The organism is Chryseobacterium sp. CBo1, from assembly GCF_001693475.1.
Taxonomy (GTDB): Bacteria; Bacteroidota; Bacteroidia; order Flavobacteriales; family Weeksellaceae; genus Chryseobacterium; species Chryseobacterium formosense.
The window spans coordinates 1-25054 of sequence record NZ_MAUH01000012.1 but is presented as its reverse complement, the minus strand read 5'-3'; the positions used below and the strand labels follow the sequence as shown (position 1 = coordinate 25054).

The window sequence follows — 25054 nt, the reverse complement described above, 5'->3', positions numbered from 1 at the left end:
TAAAATTTTTAGATTAAAATATAATCTGGCTTACGATTGTAATTAAAAGTGTTATGAATGCAAATAATACAATATGTTGCCATTTTTTGATGTTGGTCGCGGTTTTAAAACCGTTATAATAAAGAACAATACTGTAAATCAAAAGAATTAAAGAAATAAACCCTCCGAAGGTCAGTAAAGTCATATCCCAAAACTGAATTTTTTCTGGAGTTGCTATGTTGTCAGAAAGATTTTCTATGGCTTTTTTGTAAAATGGCAATCCATTGATAGGAATCATGATCATCAAAGGAATTTGTGAAATCAATAAGGTGTTCAGGATATCTATAAATCTTGTTCTGCCATTAAGGATCTTTCCTACAATAAAAATGATCACAATCGCCAGAAGATAACTTAAGCTGTTTACTTTTACAACGTCCCAGATTTCCTGATTTTCTTCAAGACTTGAATAGTGAAAAATGCTGTCATTAATACTGTCTGCGTAATAAGAACCAAAAATATTGAATATAAAAAAGAGTATTCCGATAACTAAAAGTTTCTTGTCGTCAAACTTCAAAAAAGGATTAAAGATGGTTTTCCAGTTCATGCTTTTATTTTTTTAATTGATCGATTTTTTGAATGAGGTCATCCATCTTATTTCTCATTGTAGGGTAAGAAAGCTCGGCCTGCTTTGCCATTTCTTTGATACTTCCGCTGGAAAGGAAGAAATTGAGAATAAAATCCTGCTCGTCTCTGTTAAGTTTCAGAAAAACGGGAAGTTCATAATCGCCATTTACGTTGGTTCCGCAATCGGGGCATTTCATCTGGCTCACATTGAGCGTGTGATCACAACTTGGACAAATTATAGGAAGTTTCATTGAGTTTAGTTTTTACAAATGTAATATTTATTTTAATAAAGTTAAAATATTTTTTAATAAAGTTAAAATTTATCTTGTTTTAAATTTTTATAAACTATTCACAATTGATAGATAAACCATTTGCCACATTGATTAAAATCTATATTTTTGCGCGAAACTTTTATCATGAAAAAAATACTTACATTATCTGTTATACTGCTCTCTTTAATGACTTATTCTCAAATTAATATTCCGGCGACTTCTCCAAAAGGAACGCTTATAACCCAAACAGATCAGAAAATTGAATATAAAAACCTGAAATACGAAAAAGGAAAGGTTATTTATATTAATGCAAATACCAATCAGGAAGAATTTTTGTATGATAATTCATTGAAAAGCATTCAGGAAGCTGGTGGAGTGGCGGTTTCTGCATCTGGTGAAAATACTGAAGTAGCTGTAAGCATGGTAGAAAAGCCGGAAAATGTGAAGCTGACTTCCAAAAAAGATATTAAAAACTATCTGCTTCAGCAAAATAATGTAGAATACAAAAGAGGACGAACCCTGAATAATGTAGGTACGGCTTTCGTTGTAGGCGGAGCTGCCTGTTTCGTGGCAGGCGGAATTTCCAATCTTTCTTCTGCCAACAAAACGTATGCTTACGGAGAAGAACCAAAAGGATCTCCGGTTCCGTTAATCATTGGTTTGATCGGAGCCGGAGCCGGAGTCGTATTGAAACTGATGGGACATTCTCAAATGAAAAATGCAGTAGAAAGCTACAAAAATGCAGATTCAAGAAAATTTACCCCAACCTATTACGTTCTGAATAATAAAAACGGGGTAGGATTCATGATGAAGTTTTAAAATTTTTATTTTAAAATTCCACGGATTCTGTTGGCGTTTGTAATCAGCTCTTCCAGATATTCAAAATTGTCTTTTTCCAAAGCAGATTTGAATTTTCTGAGCTGGGAAATATGTTCATTAAGAACGTCCAGAACATTTTCTTTGTTTTGTTTAAAAATCGGAATCCACATTTCTGGATGAGATTTCGCCAGACGAACCGTGCTCGAAAAACCTGAGCTCGCTAACTGAAAAATCGTGTCTTCTTCTTTTTCTTTTTCCAAAACTGTGTTGGCTAAAGCATAAGAAGTGATGTGTGAAATGTGCGAAATATAAGCGGTGTGAACGTCATGATCTTCTGCATTCATATAAATAGGATGCATTTCAAGATTTTTAACAATGTTTTCTACAATCTGTAAAGCGTCTTCAGCAGATTCTTCACGGTTGCAGATCACACCTGCTTTTCCTGAAAAACTTTCGGCAACAGCCGATTTCGGCCCATGATTTTCTGTTCCCCACATCGGATGGAAAGCTACAAATCGATTTCTTTTTGGATGATCTTTTACCGAATTTACAATTCCGGATTTGGTCGAACCAACATCCATGACGGTTTGCTGATATGAAATTAAATCCAAAACTTCAGGTAAAATTTTTCTCGCCGAATCTACAGGAATGGCAATAATAATAACATCTGAATTTTTAATTCCGGTTTCAAAATCTGCTTTTTCGTTGATGATATTCAAAGCTAAAGCTTCATTGAGGTTTTCAATATTGTTGTCGATTCCGTAAATGAAATCTGCTGTTTTTTTCTGTTTTAATTTTAATGCAATCGAGCCACCGATTAATCCAACACCAATAATACTTATTTTCATATGTATATTTTATTATTTTTTATAAGTCATTTGCAATCGCCAAATAATCACTTGTGGATGTCTGTTCAAATTAAAGTTGGCGATTTCATTTCATTTAAATTTTAAAAATAAAAAACCCCGCCCAAGGACGAGGTTTTAATTTATCTATACAAGAAATCCTTATCCCAAAACTGAGTTAAAAATTCCGTAATAATATGTCTTGTTTGTAATCACAAAGCGAATGTAAGAATTTTTTTGAAAATATTATAAATTATTGAATGGTAATTTAACCTCAGTTTGGGATAAACTAAAGATTCAAAATACAATAAGGTGTTTTTTAACGCTATAGTTCGCTAGGCAATATAAAATAAGTTTCTTATTATTTTTGTTCGCAAAGGCGTTTCACTCAGCTAAGGCTTTTGCTATCATTTGCTGAATGAAATGCCCTTGCGAACGATAGATTTATAGCAAGAAAATTTAAAAACCTTGCGCACATTGCGTTTAATGAATTTAATCTAACTTACTTAATTCAAATTCAGGTTAGATTAATTTAAATTGAACAATGTAAATCATTTACTAAGCGCTTAAATTAATTTTATTGATTCTTAAAAAATCTTACAATTTTATTTTCTGAATGGTTTTAAGAATTTAATTTTAGCATACAAATCCCGAAAGAAAATATTCCTATTTTCATATATTTGTTCATTATTCAAAATATGGAGGCAACACAAGATAAAAGGCTTTTTCTCATTGATGCATATGCAATGATTTTCAGAGGGTATTACGCATTGATTAGAAGTCCGAGAATTACAAGTTCGGGGATTGATACATCAGCAATTTTTGGTTTTACCAATTCTTTGATTGAATTAATCAGGAGAGAAAGACCTACCCATTTGGCGGTGGTTTTTGATGTCGGACAGGCAAGTGTAAGAACCAATGATTACACAGAATATAAAGCCAACCGAAGTGAAACTCCGGAAGCGATTACGATTGCTATTCCATACATTCACAGAATTTTACAGGCGATGCATATTCCGTATTTGGGTGTGGAAGGTTATGAAGCAGATGATGTGATCGGAACGATTGCCTGCAAAGCCGAAAAAGAAGGTTACACGACTTTTATGGTCACTCCAGATAAAGATTTTGCCCAGTTGGTTACCGATAAAATTAAAATGTATAAGCCTGGATTGAAGGGTGGAGATATTGAGATTTTAGGCGTAGAAGAAGTAAGAGCTAAATACGAAATTGAAGATCCGAAACAGGTAATCGATTTCTTAGCTATGATGGGTGATGCGGTGGATAATATCCCGGGATTGGATGGTGTCGGAGAAAAAACGGCCATGAAATTCCTTAAAGAATTTGGAAGTATTGAAAATCTTTTAGCCAATACCGACCAACTGAAAGGGAAACTAAAAGAAAAAGTAGAAGCATCGGCAGAACGCGGAATTTTATCTAAAAAACTAGCCACCATTATCTGTGATGCACCCATCGAATTTCATCAGGAACAGTATGATCTTGAAACTCCTGATTTTGAAAAGGTAAAAGAGGTTTTCGACGAAATCGAATTCAGAAGATTATATGAAAATCTATACAGAGCTTTTGCACCTACAGAAACAATTTCGGTAAAAACTACGGTTGTTTCTCAGGATGGCGTAACCGTAACTGAAGTAGAAGCCCAGGTTACAGAAACTCCACAACAGAGGGTTGCTAAAAACGTTGGTCAGCTTGATTTGTTTGCAACGTATGAAGAACTCGATCAGGCAACTTCGACAAAATCTACGATTGCAGAAAAAGATCATTTATATCAGTTTGTAGACAATCCGAAAGCACAGAAAATTTTGGTTCAGAATTTACTGAAACAAAAAGCGGTTTGTTTTGATACGGAAACTACGTCTTTAAACGAAATGGAAGCCGAATTGGTCGGAATGAGTTTCTCTTATAAAAAAGGTTTGGCGTATTATGTTCCGCTTTCTGAAGATCAGGGCGAAGTTTTGCAGACTTTGGAAATTTTCAGGCCATTCTTCGAAAAGGAAGATTTAGTAAAAATTGCTCATAATCTTAAATACGATTATAAAGTTCTTCAGCAATACAATATCACGGTAAAAGGGGCGATGTTCGATACAATGATCGCGCATTATCTTCTCAATCCTGATGGAAGACACGGGATGGATTATCTTTCTGAAGTTTACCTTGGCTATAAACCGGTTTCTATTGAAACCATTATCGGGAAGAAAGGTAAAAACCAGGGGAATTTCAGAGATGCAGATTTAAGAACACAGACGGATTATGCAGCAGAAGATGCAGATGTTACATTCCAATTATATGAATTGTTTGCACCTCAATTGAAGAAAGAAAATCTTGAAGATCTTTTCTTTAATATTGAAATGCCGTTGATGGAAGTTTTGGCTAAAATGGAACTGGCTGGAATTTCCTTAGATGAAAAATGGCTTGCTCAGGAAAGCATTGATTTGGAAAATGATTTAAGACAATTAGAATCAAAAATATTTGAAATTTCGGGCGAAGAATTTAATATGAATTCTCCGAGACAGTTGGGAGATATTTTGTTTGAAAAGATGCAGCTCGATCCGAAAGCTAAGAAAACAAAAACAGGACAGTATGCAACTTCCGAAGATGTATTGCAGAAGTTGTCTTCAAAACACGAAATTATTCAGCACATCTTAGAGTATAGAACGTATCAGAAACTAAAGTCGACCTATGTTGATGCATTGCCATCGCAGATTGATAAAGATGATAACCGTGTTCATACCAATTTCTCACAGACAACGGCTGCAACAGGTCGTTTGGCGAGTGTAAATCCGAATTTGCAGAATATACCGATTCGTACGTTGAGAGGACAGCAGATTCGTGGAGCGTTTGTTTCAGGCGACGGAAAGAAAATTATTTCTGCCGATTATTCTCAGATCGAACTCCGTTTAATTGCTGAAATTTCCGGGGAAGATAATATGATTAAAGCCTTTCAGGAAGGAGAAGATATTCACGCTTCTACCGCTGCGAAATTATTTAAAATTCCGTTGGAAGAGGTTTCCAAAACGCAGAGAAGTCAGGCAAAAACCGTCAACTTTGGAATTTTATATGGTCAGGGAGCTTTTGCTTTAGCAGAACAGACCGGTTTGTCGAGATCCGAAGCAAAGCAGATGATCGAAGCGTATTACGAAACCTATCCGAAATTAAAAGAATATATGGCTGCACAGGTACAGATAGCCCGTGAACAGGGTTATGTTGAAACCATTTTAGGGAGAAAACGTCATTTAAAAGACATTAATTCCGGAAATTTTGTAGTACGTGCACATGCGGAAAGAAACGCCGTTAATGCTCCAATTCAGGGAAGTGCGGCAGATGTTGTAAAAATGGCGATGATTAAAATTGATAAAGAACTGGAAGCGCAAAATCTTCAGACAAAAATGCTTCTTCAGGTACATGACGAATTAATTTTTGAATCTCCCATTGATGAGGTAGAAGTTGCTACGCATATTATTAAAACAGAAATGGAAAATGCTATTGAAACGCAGGTTCCGTTACTGGTTGAGGTTGGAGTAGGAAAGAACTGGCTGGAAGCGCATTAAAAGTTTTAAATCTTCTGTCTAAAGGCAGAAGATTTTATTTTACAGCTTTTTGTAAATGCTCGAATTTTTGTCTCCGAACTTTTGAATAAAACCTTTATCAAGAGCAGTTTTTAAATCACGACTTGCAGTTGCAGATGAAATCTCAGTGAATTTTTTCATATAATCCTTTCTTGTAAATTCCCCTTCTGTGTTTTCTAAGAAAATCGAAATTCGGTCTTCTTGAGTAAGCTTTTGAACAGAATTGGTTAAGAGTTCTGATAAAGAATCATCAATAATCCCCAACATATATTCTATAAATTTTGTTGAATGGCCTTCCTTATCAGATTGAGCAAGTGCATGGTAATATTTTTTTTGATTTTTTGAGATTAATGTTTCAAAAGGTAAAAATTCAAATAAAGGAAACTCATTCATCAAAATCAAGGTTTGCCAAAGTCTGCCCATTCTGCCGTTTCCGTCCATAAAAGGATGAATAAATTCCATCTCATAGTGAAACACGCAGCTTTTTATTAAGCTTAATTCTGAGTTATCCTTTAAATATGAAAAAAGATCTCGCATCAGATAAGGAACATTTTCAGAAGGTGGTGCAATGTGCTCAATTTTTGAACCTTTTAAAATTCCTACACCTTTTGTTCTATATTTACCAGAGTTTTCAATAAGCTCGCTCATCAGAATTTTGTGAGCTTTTAAATAATCTTTTTCACTGCTGAATTTAAGAGTATGCAGCTTATCATAAATATTTATAGCATTTAAAACCTCATGGATATCTTTTTGGGATCCTAAAACTCTTTTGTTTTCTAGTATCGCTGTAATTTGATCTTCTGTGAGTGTGTTTCCTTCTATGCTGAGTGAAGAATGAATCGTTTTAATCTGATTCTGTTTTCGTAATTGAGGGTTGTTTTTTATTAAATAATTTGCGTTTACTTCACCAATTTTCTGTGAAATAGTTGAAATTAAATGTAAAATCTTAGAGGTAATCTGATAGGGTGGTTTCATGAATGATAGTATCAAATGATACTATCAAAGATAAAGAAAATTAATATTCAAACTCAATTCCTCCAACATAAGTTAAAGTAAAATCATCAGTTTCTACAGATTTTGGTTTTGGAATTTGTCCCTGACTTACAAAAACTAATGAATTTATGTCAAATTTAAGATTCATTTCATTCAGTCTGTTGAATAAAACCGGAAGCCACTGTTCGGCAAAAGAATACTCTGAAAAATGCTGAATGCTTTGTTCAAAACCGTATTCCATTAAATCTTGGTCGAACCAAATGGTATCCTGAGATTCTGCAAATTTTGAAATATAGTTGTCATCAGATTCTTCTTCAATGTAGTAATTCTCATCTTCTTCCACAAACTGAAAAAAATCTTCTTCCGTTCTGAAATTCCCTACCCAAAAGTCTAAAACCTGTCTATCCATACTCGTAATTTAAAATTCAAAGTTTAATATTGAAATTTGAAAAGCAAAGGTATGATAATAGTTTTTGCATTCAAAAAATAATGCAGCTGTAAATCTTATGTTTTTGATTAGTTCGAGCAAAAATCGATTAGAAAATTTCTTATGTCAAAGTCAGTTTTGTTGCCAACCTTATTGAAGGTGTTACAAGCAGCCTCATTCTTTCCTGTTGCTAAAAGAGAAATTCCTAGCTTGATTCTAGAGTCTTTGATAAAAGTGTTGAATCTGTTATCTTTAATTTTTAGATTTTCTATTTCAAAAAAAATCTCAATCGCTTTTTCAAAATCATTTGAATTGTAATATTCCATGCCTTTTGCTCTGAGTATATATAGTTTTTTCTCATCAGTATTAGTTAAATCATTTGCCCACTTCAGATGATTAACATCTTTTGTTATCAATAAATCCTTTTCTGAAATATTTTTAAAAAATTTCTCAGACTTTTTTAGAGTTGATATATAATCATTATCATAAGCGGTATCTATTGACTTAATAATTTTAATATCTTTTATTTTATTGTTTTTTGTCAGGATGAATTCAATCTTGAAGTATAAATTATCAAAAGATTTTGATGGTCGATCCCGCAGCATTCTATTTTGACTCATAAAGTCCTCAAAACTTAAATCATTATCAAAAATGTAGTCTGATAGATTGTTGGCAATGTATACAATAGTGTTATCTCTTTTTGTTTCCTTTAATGAAAAGTAGGGATATTTCTCTACAAAATCATCACTCTTCAAGAAGTAGTAGATTTTGCCCTTTTTCCCTTCTTGGGTGATCAGATAATCATCTTTTATGACGTAATTTATATTACGATATTGTGTTTTAATTTGATTTCCAGAAAAATCTGCATCAAATTTAAGATCAGCAATTTTTATTGAATTTGGCTCAATTATATAGTTAAGATTTGTAGAATATTCAGGGTTATTAATTTGTAAATTACTTCCATCTGATAGCTTAACTTTATCTAAAATCCATTTTCCAACCAGATTTTTATTCTGAGAATAAATATTAGCTGAAAATAACACTAAGCAGATGAGTAAATATTTTTTTAATTTCATTTGATGTCTAATGTAAAAAAATTAAGTTAAACCTTCAATACCCCTCTAAAAGCTCTCGCCGCATAATAAGAATCGGCTCCGTTGTGATATACAAAAACGGTGTTGTAGCGACGGTCACAAAATAAAGCACCGCCTAGTTCTCTGATGTCTTTCGGAGTTTTAATCCAGCTTGAAGTTTTCAGATCAAATTTTCCTAAGCTTTGTAAATAACGGTATTGCTCTTCAGAAAGAATTTCTACACCCATTTCTTTGGCGGCTGTCATTACATCGTTTTGTGGCTTATGTTCTTTTCGTGCATCCAGAGCTTCACGGTCGTAGCAAAAACTTCTTCTGCCTTTTGGACTTTCTGCTGAGCAATCGAAGAAAATATATTCATCAGTTTTTTCATCATAATCTACCACATCGGGTTCACCACTGGAAATTTCCATTTCATTGAGTGACCATAATTTTGAAGGATTTGAGCTCAATTTATCTTCAATTTTTGACCAATCCAGTTTTTCGTGACGGTTCATATTTTTCTCAAAACGTTTTCTGAGGATCTTTAAAAGTCCAGTACTTTCTTCTGTCGAAATTTGTTTTTTTGCTGACATTTTCTTTGAGTTGAATAATTTTAAAATTAATTAAAAAAATCTATTTCTTATAATTATTACATTTTAAGCTCTCGCAGATTTTGCAGATCACGCTGATTTAATTTTGTATTTAAAATCTACGAGAAAAAATAATTTATAAATAATGATTTTTCACAGAACTCGCTTTTCTTTTTCACTCTCAAGAATCGTCTTCTCAAGGCGTGAAAGCTGAGTTTTTTCCTGTTTGGCACTCATAATCCAGTGAATCATCACTTTTTTGTAAGATGGTGCCTGCTTTTCAAAATATTCCCAGGCTTTTTTATTGGCCTTAAATTGTTTCTCATAATCTGGATTAAGCCAAGATGGTTCTTTTTCATGGGAGTAAATTCCGGATTTATCTTCTTTTCTCAGTTTAAATGCTTCTAAACCTGCTTTCTGCATCAATCCAGCTTTAGTAAGCTCTTCAATTTTTTTGATATTAATCACGCTCCAAATACTGTCTTTTTTACGTGGCGTAAAACGGATGGTGTAACTTTCTTCATCAATCGATTTTCTCACACCATCAATCCAGCCGAAACATAAAGCCTGATCCACGGATTCAGACCAGCTCATGGATGGCTTTTTTGTTTTGACTTTATAAAATCCCACCAATAACTCTTTTTCGGTCTGATGGTTTTTCTCAAGCCAGTTTCTGAAATCTTGGGGTGTTGGGAAGAATTTGGGAAACATGATATATTTTTTTCAAATATACCAATAATGCTTAAGTATTATTTCAAAGGATATTTTATCGCCTTATTCAGTTCAATCGGGTTGTTATGCTTTCTAATATATTCCTGTTCGCTTTTGATAAGCGGTAGTAAATCATTTGGATTTGTATATTGTTTTCCTTCAATTTCTATAATCGTATTACCTTTTTTGAGATTTGCCCGATCTTCCTGATAAGGATCATCATAGTACTCTAAAGATTTTTGAATAAATATTCTTTCTGAAATATTAAGCGGTTTATCACCATACCTTACTTCAAGAATATTTTTTGTGTCATAAGTTTTATCTAATTTTTTGCTTTTGATTAAATTAAAACTAAACTGATTCTGGCTGTCTTCCAATGAAACAATTAAACCGGGTAATCCTCTAAATTTATAAGGACCTTCAGAAAAAAGAATTTCCTTCGTGAACCAGGCCGTCCATTTTCTGCCGCCAAAGTTGGTTGTCGCTTTTTGAACATTGAAATTGGCGATCTTTTGGGTTTCCTCTGTCAATTTCCATTGTAGTACATCTTCTGTAGGATAAGAATACAACTGTTCACCTGCATAAGCAAAATTAATGTTTTTACTTCCACTTTTCTTTCTTGTTATCGGAATTTGTGCTGTCCAATTTGTGTTTTGTGACCCATTTATTTTATTTAAAGAATCTTTTTCTAAAAATGTGTAATCATAATATTTTGTTTCATCAGGATTGATGTCTAAAACGGTAAATGCTTTTTGATGTTGAGCTTGTGCAGAATCTTCTTTGTATTTTACTTCATAAAAGAATCTGTGAGTTTGTGCTTTTACTAAGCTTAATGTTGAAAGAATGAAAATAAATACTGTTTTTTTCATTTTGAAATTTTAAACAACAAGATAAATAAATTCTCCTTTAAATGAATTATTTTTTCATCTGAATTTTTTCTAAAAAAGAACATTCATGATCATCTATTTTTTTTAAATGATGATGATGGAAGTTCACTTTTCTTTTTTGATTGCGTAAATTTGTAAGATGTTCTGAATTTCAGAGCATGAAAAAATGAAATATGACTGACAAAACATACAGCGAAACACATCATACCGACAAAAATAATTACGATTATATCACCATTACCAACGACGAAAACAAAGTAAGAATCTATACCCTGAAAAACGGTTTGAGCGTTTTTCTTGCCCAAAATTTCGATGCACCGAGAATTCAGACTTTTATTCCGGTGAGAACAGGAAGTAACAACGATCCTTCTGATAATACAGGTTTAGCGCATTATCTTGAGCATATGATGTTTAAAGGAACATCAAAATTAGGAACTCATAATTGGGAGAAAGAAAAGGTTCTTCTGGAACAGATTTCAGATTTATATGAACAACACAAAGCCGAAAAAAATCCCGAACTGAAAAAAGAAATCTATAAAAAAATAGACGAAATTTCTCAGGAAGCAAGCCAATATGCGATTGCCAATGAATACGATAAAGCGATTTCATCTTTGGGAGCAACCGGAACAAATGCACATACTTGGTTCGACGAAACGGTTTACAAAAATAATATTCCCAACAATGAGCTTGAAAAATGGCTGAAAATTGAGAAAGAACGTTTCTCAGAAATGGTTTTAAGGCTTTTCCATACCGAACTGGAATCGGTTTATGAAGAATTCAACAGAGCACAGGATAATGATTCACGCTTGGTGAATTATGAATTGATGGATGCGCTTTTCCCGACTCATCCAAACGGTCAGCAAACGACTTTAGGAGATCCGGAACATTTGAAAAATCCTTCTATGAAGGCGATTCACAAATATTTTGATGAATATTATGTTCCTAATAATTATGCAATGGTTTTGGTGGGAGATTTAGATTTTGAAGAGACTGTTGTTTTAATCGATAAATACTTCGGAACTATTCCATATCGAGAATTGCCGAAGAAAGATTTAATTATAGAAAAACCACAGACTGAAGTTGTTGAAAGAACAGTAAAAAGTCCTACAACATCAAGAATTCAGTTAGCATGGAGAACTGATAGTTATGGAACAAAAGAAGCCATGTTGGCGGATATTACAGCCAATATTTTAAGCAACAGGGGAGAAGCCGGATTATTAGATTTAAATATTAATCAGACTCAAAAAATGCTTTGGGCTCAAGCGTATTCTTTAGGTTTGAAACAATATGGATATTTTTCAGTAGTTGCCGTTCCCAAAGAAAACCAGACTTTACCAGAAGCCAAAGAAATGATTTTGGAACAGTTGGAATTATTGAAAAAAGGAGATTTTCCGGACTGGATGCTTCCTGCGATTATCAATGATTTCAAATTGCAAAGATTGAAAGGTCTGGAAACCGCAGAAGGTTTGGCTACCAATCTTTATGATACTTATATTAAAGGAAGAACCTGGAAAGAAGAGCTGAGCGAAATGGATGAATATGCTTCGTTCACCAAACAGGATGTAATTGATTTTGCAAATGTTTTTTTCAAAGATAATTATGTGGTTATCAATAAAGAAAAAGGGATCAATGATAAATTATTGCGTGTTGATAATCCGGGAATCACACCCATTAAAATCAACCGTGAAGCACAATCTGAATTTTTGCAGGAAATTTTAAATGATAAAACAGAAGATATTCAACCTGAATTTATTGATTATCATAAAGAAATTAAAACGGATTTGGTTCGAAATAAAAGGTTGAGTTTTGTTAAAAATAAATACAATGAATTAGCTCAGGTTTATTTTATTTTTCCTTTGGGAAGCGACCACGACAGAGATTTAGGAATTTCTACACAGATTTTGCAGTATTTGGGAACAGATCAATTCTCGCCTGAAGATTTGAAGAAAGAGTTTTTCAAAATCGGAGTTACCAATGATTTTAAAACCACTTCAGATCAATTAACAATTTCATTAAGCGGCTTGGAATCTAATCTCGAAAAAGGTATTTCTCTTTTGCAACACTGGATGTTTGATGTAAAACCGGATCAGGAAATTTACAATCAGTTTGTAGAAACACTTTTGGAAAACCGTGATGCAGTAAAAAAAGACAAAAACCGTATCATGACGGCTTTAACGACGTATACAAAGCTTGGTAAAACGTCAAGGTTTTTGGATGTTATTTCTAAGGAAAAGCTTGAAAGTGCAAAAGTTAAAGAATTTACGGATCGAATGAAAAAGCTTTTCAGCTTTCCGTATCAGATTTTCTTTTACGGAAAAGATTTTCATGGCTTTAAAAATTACATTCCAAATTACATTGTTGATGAAGTTTTTGCCATTCCTGAACCTAAAAAATATCCTGAACAGGAAACAACCGGAACCGTGTATTTTACCGATTATGATATGGTTCAGATGGAAATGAGTAAAGTTGGAAAAGGTCAAAACGTAAATCCTGAAAACTTTGGAAAAATTAATGTTTTTAATGAATATTTCGGTCGTGGTTTGTCGTCAATTGTCTTTCAGGAGATTCGAGAGAGCAAGAGTTTAGCGTATTCAGCTTATGTTTCTTATGCTCCGAATTCTGAACTGACGCATCCGGATTACATTACAACGTATATCGGAACTCAGCCTGATAAACTTCAAATTGCGGTTGATACGATGACGGAACTCATGAGTGAACTTCCTGAAGTTCCGGTTCAGTTTGAAAATGCTAAAAATGCGGCATTGAAACAGATTGCGTCTACAAGAATTACAAGAACCAATATTTTCTTTAATACATTACGTCTTAAGAAACTGGGAATTGATTATGATTTCAGAAAAGATATTTATCGTCAGATTGAAAACCTGAAGTTTAATGATCTGAAAGAATTTTATCAGACCTCGATCAAACCTATTCATTTTAACACTGCCATTATCGGGAAAAAAGAAAACCTGAATATGGATGCAGTAAATGAAATGGGAAGCTTTCGGGAAATAAGTAAGGAAGAGATTTTTGGGTATTAATATTATAAAACAATGTTAACTTCAACAATAATTCATTTACTCTAAGGATTATATTTCTTAAAAAAATGAAATATTTTTGATTGTATTATCAGAAATAATAAAGTCGGAAGATTTTCTTCCGACTTTATTTTATTATTAATATAAATATTATTTTTTAATAGCTTTCAGTGTCTGTTTGGTTCCGTTATTCATATTAAGAACTACCAGATACATTCCTGAGTTCAGAGATCCTAATTGAAGTGTGGAAGTTGGTTTATCGAAATTTTTAACAATTCTTCCAACAACATCCATTACTGAGATTGATTTTACATTTTTAATATCTGAAATATTCAATACATCAGAGAAAGGGTTTGGATAAATTTTGATTCCATTTTTGGTAAGATCTGTTTCTGATGTTCCGAGACATGCCGCAGGATCTGCTGTAGCTGTAACTGCCTGTCGACTAGATTCACAAAAACTTCCTACCATGAAATTATAAAATAAATAATATCCTGTGGTTACATTACTTCCTCCTGTTAACTTGAAATCTCCTGATCCATATGGGAAAGCTTGACCGACACCACCAGGAGAACTGTAATTTCTATAATAGCTTCCTGCGCCTTCTATTTTAAATCTGTAAACTCCGGGAGCCAATATAAGATTAAGTGGTATTGTCTGTGGTGTAGTTCCTCCACTGGCAACATTAGATGTGAAAGGAATTTCATAGCTAGGAGTTGTTGAGGTACCCAAATAAACTCTTATATAGCTTTGGCTACCTGCCGCACTTGGAAATACATCAACACTTTGTACGGTAACTGCTGAATTGGTAACAGTCGCTTCCATATAAAAAGTTGTTCCGGCAGTAGTGGTTCCTCCATTTGTTAATACACTTGGATTTAATATTCCAACAGATGTTAATGAACCTGTGGAGGCAGATGCATAATATGTTTTTGTTGTAGCCAATGTTGGTGTTGTAAATGTATTACCTGAAGACAGGGCGGTACCACCTGTAGATACATCGTACCAATTAATAGTAGCTCCGGTATCTGCTGTAGCAGAAAGAGTAGCAGTATTTCCCGGACATATTGTAGCTCCTGTTACAGATAAAAGCGTAGGCGGTTGACATAACGTTGTAAATGAACCTGCACTTATCCAAATACTTCTATCTGTACCAGCGCAAGCTGATCTTATCCAAACGTAATATGTTGTAGATGGAATTAATCCATTAATAATTGCAGAAGTCGTTGTAGAAGTTTTAGAATTGGTTGCATCTAAAACGGTACTTGTTGTAGGAGCAGTATTTGTGGTGGTGTAGTAAACTTCATAACCATTGGTTGGTGCAGAAGGAGAAGCGTTCCATGATACAATGGCTTGATTTGGAGTTATTGTAGCACTTGCCACTGTCGGAGCAGATGGAGAAATACAGGTTGGTGGTGTCCAGATGAAAGTTAAACCTGCAGCCGGAAAATTGGTATTGTCTCTCGAAACAGTAGCGCTGTTCGCAGTTCCTGCAGTTGTGTTGTTCCAGGAATTTCCTACAGCACCCGATCGGTTGTTGTAATCAGCGTTTGTGGAACCTCTCAATCCAATTTGATTGGTTCTTGAAGTTGTGTTTACGTTATAAAAAGGCCCATATACGGCAGTAATGGCATTGGTTGTTTCTGATAAACGTAACTGGAAATTAAGATGGTTACTTCCTGTTACAGCTGTACTGTTGTCATTGTATCCTATCCATTCTATAACAAAAACTCTGTTTGGAGCTGTGCCCTGAAGAGCTGTGAAAACTTTACCTGATCCGTATCTTACAACAGCAGAAGAAGAGCTTGATGTAGCCGGAGCAGACATTGTGATCGTTCCCGCTGCCTCATCGAAAGCGGTTACCGTTGCTCCACTCGGTATCCCGTTTACATTATTTAGCGCCTTACCAATTTCAATTCCCTTGAAAGAAGCTACATTTGTAATCACATTCGAACCGCTTGTAGTAACTCCGGATGTTATAAATACACCCCATAAGTCTCTGTTCATTACTCCAATTGCACCAGAATAAGCGGTAGTTGCAGAGATTACTCCGGAACTTGTACTTGTAGTTGCCCCAAATACGGCACCTCCGTTTGAATTTACATAAATAGAATTATAATCTACACTATTAAAATTAAAGTTAAAAGGTAGATTAACAGTCCATCCGGTAGTATCATTCGTAGTAGATGTTGTAGCATCACTTCCCGGTACCAGTATTGCACTTGTTGAAGTACTGATACTATTGAAAGTTCCTGTAGCTTGTGAAAAATTATATTCATTCACTTGCGCATTTAAACCTTGTAAAGCGCCAAAAAAAGCAAGAATTGAAATTCCGGCATTTTTAAAACCTCGACTCCACAGTCTCGGACTTTTGTAGTGTTTTCTCATATTCAGTTTAATTAATATTATTATGGTAAAAATAGTAATTATATGTAAATAAACATGGAATTGTACTATATTTTTGTTATTTTTTAAATATTATTCATGTAGTGATGATTATTTATTATTTTTAAATATTCCTGATTTTTTTGCTATTCTTGTGTTTTGTGGTATTAAATTATATTTTTTATAAGTAATTTGTTGAATTAAAATATTAATGTTATAGCTATATTTAAATAAAAAATCCTGAAAGTTAACTTTCAGGATTTCGTAAATATTTTACTTTACTATTTTCATCTCATCAATCAGCCATTTCGATTCGGCAAATTTATCAATGATGAAAAGAATGTATTTCGTATCAACCATGATGTTTCTGCTGAAACGAGGATCATAATTGATGTCGCTCATTGTTCCTTCCCACTGTCTGTCGAAGTTTAATCCGACAAGATTTCCGTGTGCATCAAGAGCTGGACTTCCTGAATTTCCTCCTGTTGTATGGTTGGTTGCAGTGAATCCTACAGGAACATCTCCGCTTTTATCCTTATACATTCCGTAATCTTTCTTGTTGTAAAGATCAATCAGCTTTTGCGGAACATCAAATTCATAATCTCCCGGAACATATTTTTCAATAACACCAGATAAATGCGTCTGATAATCATAAGAAACAGCATCTCTCGGAGTAGAACCTTTTACTTTTCCGTACGTTACACGAAGTGTAGAATTCGCATCCGGGAAGAATTTTCGGTCTTTATCGGTGGACATTTGCTGTGCCATATAGGTTTTTTGCAGAACATCGATCTTTGCCTGTAAACTTGTATATTGAGGATCAGCTGTTTTCATATACGTATCTTTAATCGTCATGAATAACTGATAAACAGGATCTTTTTTAATGGTTTTAATTAACTTGTCCTGATTTGAGAAAGCCTTTTCTATATCGCCGTTAAGTGCCGCTCCGTTTACCTGATTTCTTCCTGTGATCACAGAGTTTTTAGACATTTCTTCAAAACTTATGATATTCTGAGCTTCATTTTTATATTTATCAAAACCTTGAGGTAAAAACTGAGGAGCAGTTTTGTTGGCGTATAATGCTAAAAGTTTAGCAGTAACTTTAGAATCCAGCTCAGCGCTGTAATCTTTGTAGAAAGAAGTAAGTTTCTTTTTAAAAGCAATTAATCCTTTTTCATCCATTTTCCCGGATTCTACAGAAGCAATATGGGTTGAATACATATTTGCCAGAGCAAATGTTTCTGCATTTCTGATAACTTCTGTGTAATAAGCATTGTTTAAAGCAAACGGAGCCTGGTCATTGTATAATTTATTCAGTTGATCCAAAGTGGCTTTTACTTCATGATTTTTTGAAACCAAAGAACCTTCATACATTACTTTTTTCTGTACTGCATTCGATTTTTTCAAACCTTCCACTTCGCCGATCCATTTTTTCCAGTAATTGGCTACAGAAGCATACTTTGAAGCGTATTTTATTCTCGTTGCATCATCGGTACGCATTTTTTCGTCTAATGTTTTCAGAGCAACATCGCGCACGGCAATTCTTGCAGGATCAATTTCAGTCATGATCTTTTCCACTGCAATGGCAGGAAGATATTCCGTAGTTTTTCCCGGAAATCCGAAAACAAATGTAAAATCGTTTTCTGTTTTATCTTTAATGGAAACCGGAAGATAATGCTTCGGAACGTACGGAACATTGTCTTTCGAATATTCTGCAGGTTTATTATTCTTATCGGCATAAATTCTGAACATCGAGAAATCTCCCGTATGTCTTGGCCAAACCCAGTTATCGGTATCCGAACCAAATTTCCCGATGCTTTGGGGTGGCGCTCCGACCAAACGAACATCTTTGTATGTTTCGATCACATAAGCATAATATTTATTGCCATAATACATGGGCTTTACCGTAATCGACTGATAACTTTCTGTTTTTTGAGAGTTTTTATAAATCTCAATATTGTTGGCAATTTTTTTCGCTAAATCCTGATCCTGAAGCTTGTCGGTTCCTTCCAGAATCTGATTGGTCACTTCTTTAATGTCTACGATAAAATCTACGGTAACTCCCGGATTAGGAAGTTCGGTTTCCATATTTTTAGCCCAAAAACCATTTGACAAAAGATCATTCTGAACGGTTGAGTGTGCCTGAATCTGTCCGTAACCGCAGTGATGATTGGTAAGTAATAATCCTTTCGGAGAGATGATTTCGGCTGTACAACCACCGTTGAACTGTACCACTGCGTCTTTGATGCTCGGTTTTTGCGTATTAAAAATATCTTTTGCAGATATTTTCATTCCGAGATCTTTCATTTCCTTTTCATTGAGTTCCGTAGGAATCCACATTCCACCGTACTGCTGCGCTATTCCTAAAGAAAAACTGAAGAATGCTGAAGCAATAAGAATATTACGTTTTATCATTATTTAAAAATTTTGCCTAAAAATACACATTTTAATTTTTTTAATAAAAGAAAAACCCTTCCTAAAATTTAAATTTAGAAAGGGCTTTCTGGGATTATTTTTTTTCAGCTTAAGATTAATAAAAGAATTTTAAAAATCTGTCGTACTGTAATTTGTATTTTATTTCATCAAATTTTGAAAAGTAAAAATTTCCATCACTTGTGTTTCCTTTTACTGGTCGCAAATTAACACATTATTTATGAGCTAAAAAATGAACCTATGTTCATAAAAGCTGTTTTCTGATACGGCTTAAAGCTTGCGGAGTGATTCCGATGTAAGAAGCAATGTGTTTTAACGGAATTTCCTGAATGAATTTCGGGTATGCTTTTGCTAAATTTAAATAACGCTCTTCAGCAGTGTGCATTAATAGTGAGATTTCCCGCTGAGTTTTTTTTACATAAAGATTTTCTGCTGAAATTCTTCCCAGATAATTTCCCACTTTACTTCTTTCATACAATTCCTGAAGATCATCGTGATGAATTCTGTAAACAACTGTTTCCTGCACCGTTTTTACGTTGTATGCGCAAGGTTTTCTCGTGATGAAAGAATCATATGCGCTGCAAAACATATTTTCGGCAATAAAAGAAAAAGTAATTTCTTTGGAGGGCTCTGTAGGATGAACTTTATTGACAAAAAATCGAATGATGCCTTTGTCGATGAAATAAAGGTAATCTTCCACAGTTCCTTCTTTCAGAAGCAATGTTTTCTTAGGGAAAGTCATTCTTTCAAATTTGCTGACATGATAAAGAGCCTCTTCCTGAGAAAGACCTTCGATCGATTTGTAAATATTGAGCAGTTTCTCCATAAAACCCTATGAATATTGATTTTCTGATACAAAAGTAAGACCGAATTGTTTTTTTTTAAAATTTTTATAGGAAAACATCAGGCTGTGTTTTAACGATGTTTGTTTAAAATTTAAATTAAATATCTTACTTGCGTTAAATTTAAAATAAAAAATATTAAAACTAATTAAAATTTTAAATTAAAGATCGTCGTTTGGAAAACTAATATGAAAAAGAAATGATTTTAGCGTCATCCATCATCTGGTCGATAAAAGTTTCATGATGATGATTTTTGCCCGTAAGTCGCCAAGTGGTTATGAGATTTTCTTTCGAAAACTGCTGTTTGATAATCATAGATTTGAGATTGCTGGCTTTAAATAAGGTTTCGCAGTATTTCAGGTCTTTTTTATCTGAAACTGTGATTCTGTATTCCCTGATTTTATGATTTTTATCGATGAAGTTCTGAAGATAAGTGAGTGAGCTGAGAATAAGCAGAACAAGAACAGTTCCCAAAAGAGAAAGATAAACGTAGCCGGAACCTATTGCCATTCCGATGGAAGCTGTAGCCCAGATTGTGGTTGCTGTGGTAATTCCGTCAATTTTATTATCTCCTTTAAAAATAACACCGGCTCCAAGAAAACCGATTCCGGTAATGATATTTGCAGCCAGTCGATCAGGATCTTGAACTCCTATTTTTATAGAAAGAATGGTGAAAAGACAAGAACCGAAGCATACGAGTATAAAAGTTCGTAAACCTGCAGATTTATTGCGGTATTCTCTTTCTGCGCCGATGCAAAGACCAAGCAATACCGAAAAGAAAATCAGCAAAAGCTCGTTTTGTATGGAGTGATCTTTCAGGAAATCCATTGTAGAAATTTAATGAAATAAAAGTACGATAAATAGATTCTAAATCCAATTCAATTTTGAAGCCATTGTGCAGGCTTCAGTGGTATTAGAAACACGCATTTTTTCGAGAATATTCTGGCGGTGACGGTTGACTGTATTCACACTGATAAAAAGAAGTCCGGCAATTTCTTTGCTCTTTTTACCCAGCTGAATCATTTTAAGGATTTCTTTTTCCCGTAAAGAAAGAAAGTCGGAATTTTCAACTTCTGTATGACGGAAGATTTCTCCATCCGAATTATTGATAATCATTCCTGTATAATTTGCCGCCGGAAAAAAATCAAAATGATAAAGACAAAGGGCAAACTCTATATTTCGGTGATGCGCATCTGAAAAATAAAACATTTTGTGAATCAATGATTTCTGTTTTTCTAAAATTCGTAGCCGACTCACAACGCTATAATTTTTTCTTTTCTCAAACGGAATTGTTTTAATGAATTTGAAAAACTGGAGTTCCAGAATATGTTTTTGAAGAACATCATCTGCTTCCAGAACATCAAAAAGCTCGTCTTCCCAAATGCTTTCAATTTCAAGTGTATTTTTATTCTGAAAAATCTTTAGTTCTTCTGCAATTTTCCCTGAATAAATATAGCTTTTGTTATTTTTAAGATCACTCAGAATAGCAATTCCATTTTCGAGTTCTACAAAATTTTTGGCTATGATCTGACATTTTTCCAGCTGCCGTTTTTCTGTTTCCGTTTCAGAAGCAAAATTTTGCTGAAGTAATTGATCGTTGAGGTCGGATCTGATGGGTTTCATTTGAAAATGGTTATTAATCAGTATTGGTTATCGAGTTTTGAGACTATACATTTGTAACGACATATGTAAAAGTACAATGAATAATCTGAACGAAAAAGAAAAAATGATGTCCGGTGAAATATATGATGCCGGTGATCCTGTTTTGGTGGAGGAGAGACAGAAATGTAAAGACTTATGTTTTGAATACAATTATCTTTTGCCTTCAAAGATTGAAGATAGAAAAAATATAATCAAAAGTCTGTTTGGAAAAACGACTGATAATTTCCATATCGAACAGCCTTTTTATTGTGATTACGGCTATAATATTGAAATTGGAGAAAATTTTTACACCAATCACAATGTGGTAATCCTCGACTGTGCAAAAGTAACTTTCGGAGACAATGTTTTTATTGCTCCCAACTGCGGTTTTTATACGGCGGGACATCCATTGGATGCGGAAAGAAGAAATAAAGGTCTGGAAGATGCAAAACCTATATCTGTTGGGAATAATGTTTGGATTGGCGGCGGATGCACGATTCTTCCCGGCGTTACGATAGGGGACAATACGGTTATAGGAGCAGGAAGCGTTGTTACAAAAGATATTCCGGCCAATGTTTTGGCTTTTGGGAATCCGTGTAAAGTTGTTCGTGAAATTTAGTTTTTTAATTCTTTCATAGATTAAGCGACTTAGAATATCCGTGTGATTAGCTAAATCTGCGGAAGAAAAATTTTAATATTTAATAAAATGAAAAAGATAATACTTGCATCTCTTGCTATTTTTTCTGCTTTTCAAGAATTAAAAGCACAATCTTTGGAGAAAATGACCTGGTTCAACGAACCGCAGCAATGGGAAATAAAAGATAAAAAACTTATAATGAATGTTACTCCACAAAGCGACTACTGGAGAATTTCACATTATGGTTTTACAGTTGATGATGCACCGTTTTATTATTCCACTTACGGCGGTGAATTTGAAGCTAAAGTGAAAATTACCGGAGATTACAAAGCCCGTTTTGATCAGATGGGACTGATGTTGAGAATTGATGAAGAAAATTATATTAAAGCAGGAGTGGAATTTGTTGACGGAAAATTCAATCTCAGTACCGTTGTTACTCATAAAACCAGCGATTGGAGTGTAATTGTTTTGGATAAAACTCCGCCTTTCGTCTGGATAAAAGCGGTTCGGAGATTAGATGCAGTCGAGATTTTCTACTCGTTTGACGACAAAGAATATGTGATGATGAGAAATGCCCATCTGCAGGATAATATTCCGGTGAAGGTAGGTTTTATGGCGGCAAGTCCAGACGGAAACGGTTTCAAGGCCACTTTTGAAAATTTTTCGGTAAAACATCTCCCGGATCAGCGTCGGCTTGAGTGGTTGAAGAAGAACCAGTAAAAAACTGGCTGTCTTAGAAAGGCAGCCAGTTTTCTTATTATAATTAAATTAATCTTTGATAAATTTCTGTACTTCGTAATGATCTTTTAAAAATAATTTAATCATATAAGCTCCTTTGGAAAGCTCAGCAACATTGATTGCGTTTTCTTTCGCTTTTGCAGAAAGTATAATTCTGCCTATAGAATCATAAATTTCAGCTTTAATTATTTCATTTTTAGATTTTATATGAAGAATATCTTTTACCGGGTTTGGATAAATGGATACGGAATTTTTCTCTATCAAATTTTCCGTAGTAGAAAGAACATTCTGAACTGTAGTGGTATAACTATTCGTAATAATCGGATGGTTATAATCAAAGTAAATTTTAGCAAGATTACTGAAGCTGTCACCAATATTTAAAGTGGATTTTGTTTTAATTTTAAATGAAACATAACCATCATTATTTGCATCGTCAAATGGAAGCTGGATGTTTTCAAAAATAAATTCTACAACATTAGGATTGGTAATTCTCGTGACAAAATTGTGACTTGCGTTAAGCGGAATCAAGCTTGATATATCAAATTTTGAAGTATCTAGTTCATCTTTTACGACAATATTTTGCGCATTTGCTGTTCCTGTATTTTCAAATCGGATTAAATAATGAACATAATCTCCAACTTTCGCTTGAGTGATTGCAGTTCCTTCCAAACATGTTTTGTCATTCGGGTCGAAAGAATTTACGACAGTTTGATTGAGCACAAAAATATTATCTGAAGGAGTTTCATCTGTTAATCCATTGATTTGTGTAGAATAATTTAAAATATCACCACCATTCAGAGCCGGAGTTTGAATTGGTGTATTTAATTTGAAATTTAGCGTTATTTCTTTTGTTTCAAATGGTAATAGATTGGTGAAATTCCAGCTTAAAACTCCGGTTGCCTGTGAATTCGGAACAGCAGTGGAACTCAAAAAGTTCATCAGATTATCATTGAAGTTATAAACGATCGTACCTGATTGTGCCGATGTTCCTTTGTTTTTATAGACGATTTTATATTTTGCATCAAAGCCGGGAGATGCAGCAGTTACCGGGATGATTACAACTTCCAGATCATTATGGTTTCCATTGTTAGCCAAACAGAAATTCTGATTTAGCGGACTTGTCTGGGTAGGAAAATTTACGCTTAACGTAGTTGGTGAAACGGTAAAATAATTAGGGTTTTCCAAAACCGGAGTGATGGTGTGTGAACCTGTTTGCAATGCTAATGAGTAGCTCCCGGCATAGTTGGAAAAAAAGTTGCCGCTTCCACCTGAACCAGAAATAGTGAATTTTTGAAATGCTTTGCTTAAATCATTTATATCGCAGCCATTATTATTGATATCATATCGTACATTACCATTAATAAGGTTTGATGCGCCACCAGGCGAAAAATTACAATATGAATTTACAACAAAATTATTTCCGCCTGTGGTAGAAATCAGTTGCATGTAGTAATTTTCCAGAAAAATATTACTGTCAATACAGACATACTTTAAGTTAGGCAGATATTCAAAATTGCGGCCGCTTTCATAGCTCCCGTTTTTCATAAAAACATATTCCAAACTTGGGTTATTTCCTACAAGAAGGTCCTGTAAGTTGTTTTGTCCCATTACATTAACGGTCTGTATATTGGTAAACATACAAGCGAATGTTTTAATTTTTGATATGCCAGACAAATCTATATATGAGATTGGATTGTTGCCGATATCCAAATATTCCAAATTGGTAAGACCGCTCACATCAAGGCTGGTGAAATTATTATTTGAGCAGTAGAGATACTTTAAGTTTGGCTTATTGCTGAGGTTTAGTGTTGTTAATTGATTATTGTTGCAGCGAAAATCTTCAAGACTTGGTAGGTTGGAAATATCTAAGGTGGTCAAATTCATCGGGCCGCGACATGAAAAAGTTTTCAGGTTTAGAAGGTTATTTACACTTAAAGAATTAAGTTGATTAAATGAAACATGTAATATCTGTAGATTGGTAAAAGGAGTAGCGTCTACAGACGTTAGATTATTAAAATCCAGATTTAGAGATTTCAGATTTGAAAATGTACTTAATCCTGAAATGTTTGAAATTAAGTTGCTGGTTTGATTTTGTGATGCAGAAAGATTAAGATGGTAAACAGCAAGAACCTCATTGGTGTCAATTTCGTTGTTACCGTTGATGTCAATCTTGATATTGTTCAGATTATTGTCTTTTGCGATAGTATTTGAGATGTCTGCTGCAAGAAGTTTTGTTTTTAAATTAGCATCCGGAATGTTTACAATTTGTGCTTGGAACACAGAGTATAATAATAACAAAATTAAATAGTAATTTTTTTTCATATAAATTATTAGTTTAAATTCTTTTCAGAGTGAAAAACAAAAATATACCATTAAGAATGAATCTCAATGGTATAATATGTTAAATTAACCCGTAGTGCATTATCACACAATAGCTATTTTAATATTATTCATTTTTCTTTTATAAACAAAAACATTTATGAATTGGATAAATGTGAGTGTCATTATTTTACTTAGTATTCTTGTTTTGAATCCA

General features: G+C 33.9%; 20 protein-coding genes. 5 read left to right on the top strand and 15 right to left on the bottom strand.

The window, feature by feature from the left end:
• Positions 1 to 13: 13 nt before the first annotated feature.
• Together BA768_RS08785 and BA768_RS08780 are read right to left on the bottom strand one after the other, a co-directional pair.
• Positions 14 to 583 carry a Yip1 family protein gene (locus tag BA768_RS08785; protein ID WP_065720435.1) on the bottom strand — a complete coding sequence of 190 codons (570 nt, stop codon included), beginning with the start codon at positions 581 to 583 and terminating at the stop codon, positions 14 to 16.
• A gap of 4 nt (positions 584 to 587) precedes the next feature.
• Positions 588 to 854 carry a DUF2089 family protein gene (locus tag BA768_RS08780; RefSeq protein ID WP_065720434.1) on the bottom strand — a complete coding sequence of 89 codons (267 nt, stop codon included), beginning with the start codon at positions 852 to 854 and terminating at the stop codon, positions 588 to 590.
• 165 nt (positions 855 to 1019) lie between these two features.
• On the opposite strand from BA768_RS08780, the gene BA768_RS08775 reads away from it, so the two are divergent.
• A complete protein-coding gene (locus tag BA768_RS08775; RefSeq protein ID WP_065720433.1) occupies positions 1020 to 1694 on the top strand; it encodes a hypothetical protein in 675 nt (224 codons plus the stop codon).
• Between the two features lie 5 nt (positions 1695 to 1699).
• On the opposite strand, the gene BA768_RS08770 is transcribed toward BA768_RS08775, so the two are convergent.
• Positions 1700 to 2542, bottom strand: coding sequence for a prephenate dehydrogenase (locus BA768_RS08770; RefSeq protein ID WP_065720432.1), 843 nt, complete (start codon positions 2540 to 2542; stop codon positions 1700 to 1702).
• 695 nt (positions 2543 to 3237) lie between these two features.
• Here BA768_RS08770 and polA point away from each other — a divergent pair.
• Positions 3238 to 6105 carry a DNA polymerase I gene (polA, locus tag BA768_RS08765; RefSeq protein WP_065720431.1) on the top strand — a complete coding sequence of 956 codons (2868 nt, stop codon included), beginning with the start codon at positions 3238 to 3240 and terminating at the stop codon, positions 6103 to 6105.
• Positions 6106 to 6144: 39 nt separating this feature from the next.
• Here polA and BA768_RS08760 read toward each other — a convergent pair whose 3' ends face one another.
• From BA768_RS08760 to BA768_RS08735, 6 genes are all read right to left on the bottom strand, one after another.
• Positions 6145 to 7098 (bottom strand): Fic family protein, encoded by a 954-nt coding sequence (locus BA768_RS08760; RefSeq protein WP_065720430.1) that lies wholly within the window; start codon positions 7096 to 7098, stop codon positions 6145 to 6147.
• Between the two features lie 40 nt (positions 7099 to 7138).
• A complete protein-coding gene (locus BA768_RS08755) occupies positions 7139 to 7525 on the bottom strand; it encodes an immunity 22 family protein (protein WP_065720429.1) in 387 nt (128 codons plus the stop codon).
• 107 nt (positions 7526 to 7632) lie between these two features.
• Positions 7633 to 8619: a hypothetical protein gene (locus BA768_RS08750; RefSeq protein ID WP_065720428.1), complete on the bottom strand. Its 987-nt coding sequence runs from the start codon at positions 8617 to 8619 to the stop codon at positions 7633 to 7635.
• 26 nt (positions 8620 to 8645) lie between these two features.
• A complete protein-coding gene (locus tag BA768_RS08745) occupies positions 8646 to 9209 on the bottom strand; it encodes a DUF4256 domain-containing protein (RefSeq protein ID WP_065720427.1) in 564 nt (187 codons plus the stop codon).
• 150 nt (positions 9210 to 9359) lie between these two features.
• A complete protein-coding gene (locus BA768_RS08740) occupies positions 9360 to 9917 on the bottom strand; it encodes a YdeI/OmpD-associated family protein (RefSeq protein WP_065720426.1) in 558 nt (185 codons plus the stop codon).
• Between the two features lie 38 nt (positions 9918 to 9955).
• Positions 9956 to 10786: a GLPGLI family protein gene (locus BA768_RS08735; RefSeq protein WP_065720425.1), complete on the bottom strand. Its 831-nt coding sequence runs from the start codon at positions 10784 to 10786 to the stop codon at positions 9956 to 9958.
• A gap of 191 nt (positions 10787 to 10977) precedes the next feature.
• On the opposite strand from BA768_RS08735, the gene BA768_RS08730 reads away from it, so the two are divergent.
• Entirely contained in the window at positions 10978 to 13845 is a 2868-nt protein-coding gene (locus BA768_RS08730) for a M16 family metallopeptidase (RefSeq protein ID WP_065720424.1), read from the top strand.
• A 147-nt stretch (positions 13846 to 13992) separates the two neighbouring features.
• On the opposite strand, the gene BA768_RS08725 is transcribed toward BA768_RS08730, so the two are convergent.
• The 5 genes from BA768_RS08725 to BA768_RS08705 all read right to left on the bottom strand — a co-directional run bounded on the left by BA768_RS08725 (position 13993) and on the right by BA768_RS08705 (position 21125).
• Complete coding sequence (locus BA768_RS08725) at positions 13993 to 16230, bottom strand: T9SS type A sorting domain-containing protein (RefSeq protein ID WP_065720423.1); 2238 nt, start codon at positions 16228 to 16230, stop codon at positions 13993 to 13995.
• A 270-nt stretch (positions 16231 to 16500) separates the two neighbouring features.
• On the bottom strand, positions 16501 to 18642 hold the full coding sequence (locus tag BA768_RS08720; protein ID WP_065720422.1) for a S46 family peptidase: 2142 nt from the start codon (positions 18640 to 18642) through the stop codon (positions 16501 to 16503).
• Positions 18643 to 18904: 262 nt separating this feature from the next.
• Positions 18905 to 19486 (bottom strand): Crp/Fnr family transcriptional regulator, encoded by a 582-nt coding sequence (locus BA768_RS08715; RefSeq protein WP_065720421.1) that lies wholly within the window; start codon positions 19484 to 19486, stop codon positions 18905 to 18907.
• Positions 19487 to 19685: 199 nt separating this feature from the next.
• Complete coding sequence (locus tag BA768_RS08710) at positions 19686 to 20330, bottom strand: MgtC/SapB family protein (RefSeq protein WP_065720420.1); 645 nt, start codon at positions 20328 to 20330, stop codon at positions 19686 to 19688.
• Positions 20331 to 20369: 39 nt separating this feature from the next.
• Positions 20370 to 21125: a helix-turn-helix transcriptional regulator gene (locus BA768_RS08705; protein WP_065720419.1), complete on the bottom strand. Its 756-nt coding sequence runs from the start codon at positions 21123 to 21125 to the stop codon at positions 20370 to 20372.
• A gap of 76 nt (positions 21126 to 21201) precedes the next feature.
• Here BA768_RS08705 and BA768_RS08700 point away from each other — a divergent pair, with 76 nt between their 5' ends.
• Together BA768_RS08700 and BA768_RS08695 are read left to right on the top strand one after the other, a co-directional pair.
• Complete coding sequence (locus tag BA768_RS08700) at positions 21202 to 21762, top strand: sugar O-acetyltransferase (protein ID WP_065720418.1); 561 nt, start codon at positions 21202 to 21204, stop codon at positions 21760 to 21762.
• An 87-nt stretch (positions 21763 to 21849) separates the two neighbouring features.
• Positions 21850 to 22500 (top strand): DUF1349 domain-containing protein, encoded by a 651-nt coding sequence (locus tag BA768_RS08695; RefSeq protein WP_065720417.1) that lies wholly within the window; start codon positions 21850 to 21852, stop codon positions 22498 to 22500.
• A gap of 48 nt (positions 22501 to 22548) precedes the next feature.
• On the opposite strand, the gene BA768_RS08690 is transcribed toward BA768_RS08695, so the two are convergent.
• Positions 22549 to 24840 carry a leucine-rich repeat domain-containing protein gene (locus tag BA768_RS08690; RefSeq protein ID WP_065720416.1) on the bottom strand — a complete coding sequence of 764 codons (2292 nt, stop codon included), beginning with the start codon at positions 24838 to 24840 and terminating at the stop codon, positions 22549 to 22551.
• Positions 24841 to 25054: the final 214 nt, after the last annotated feature.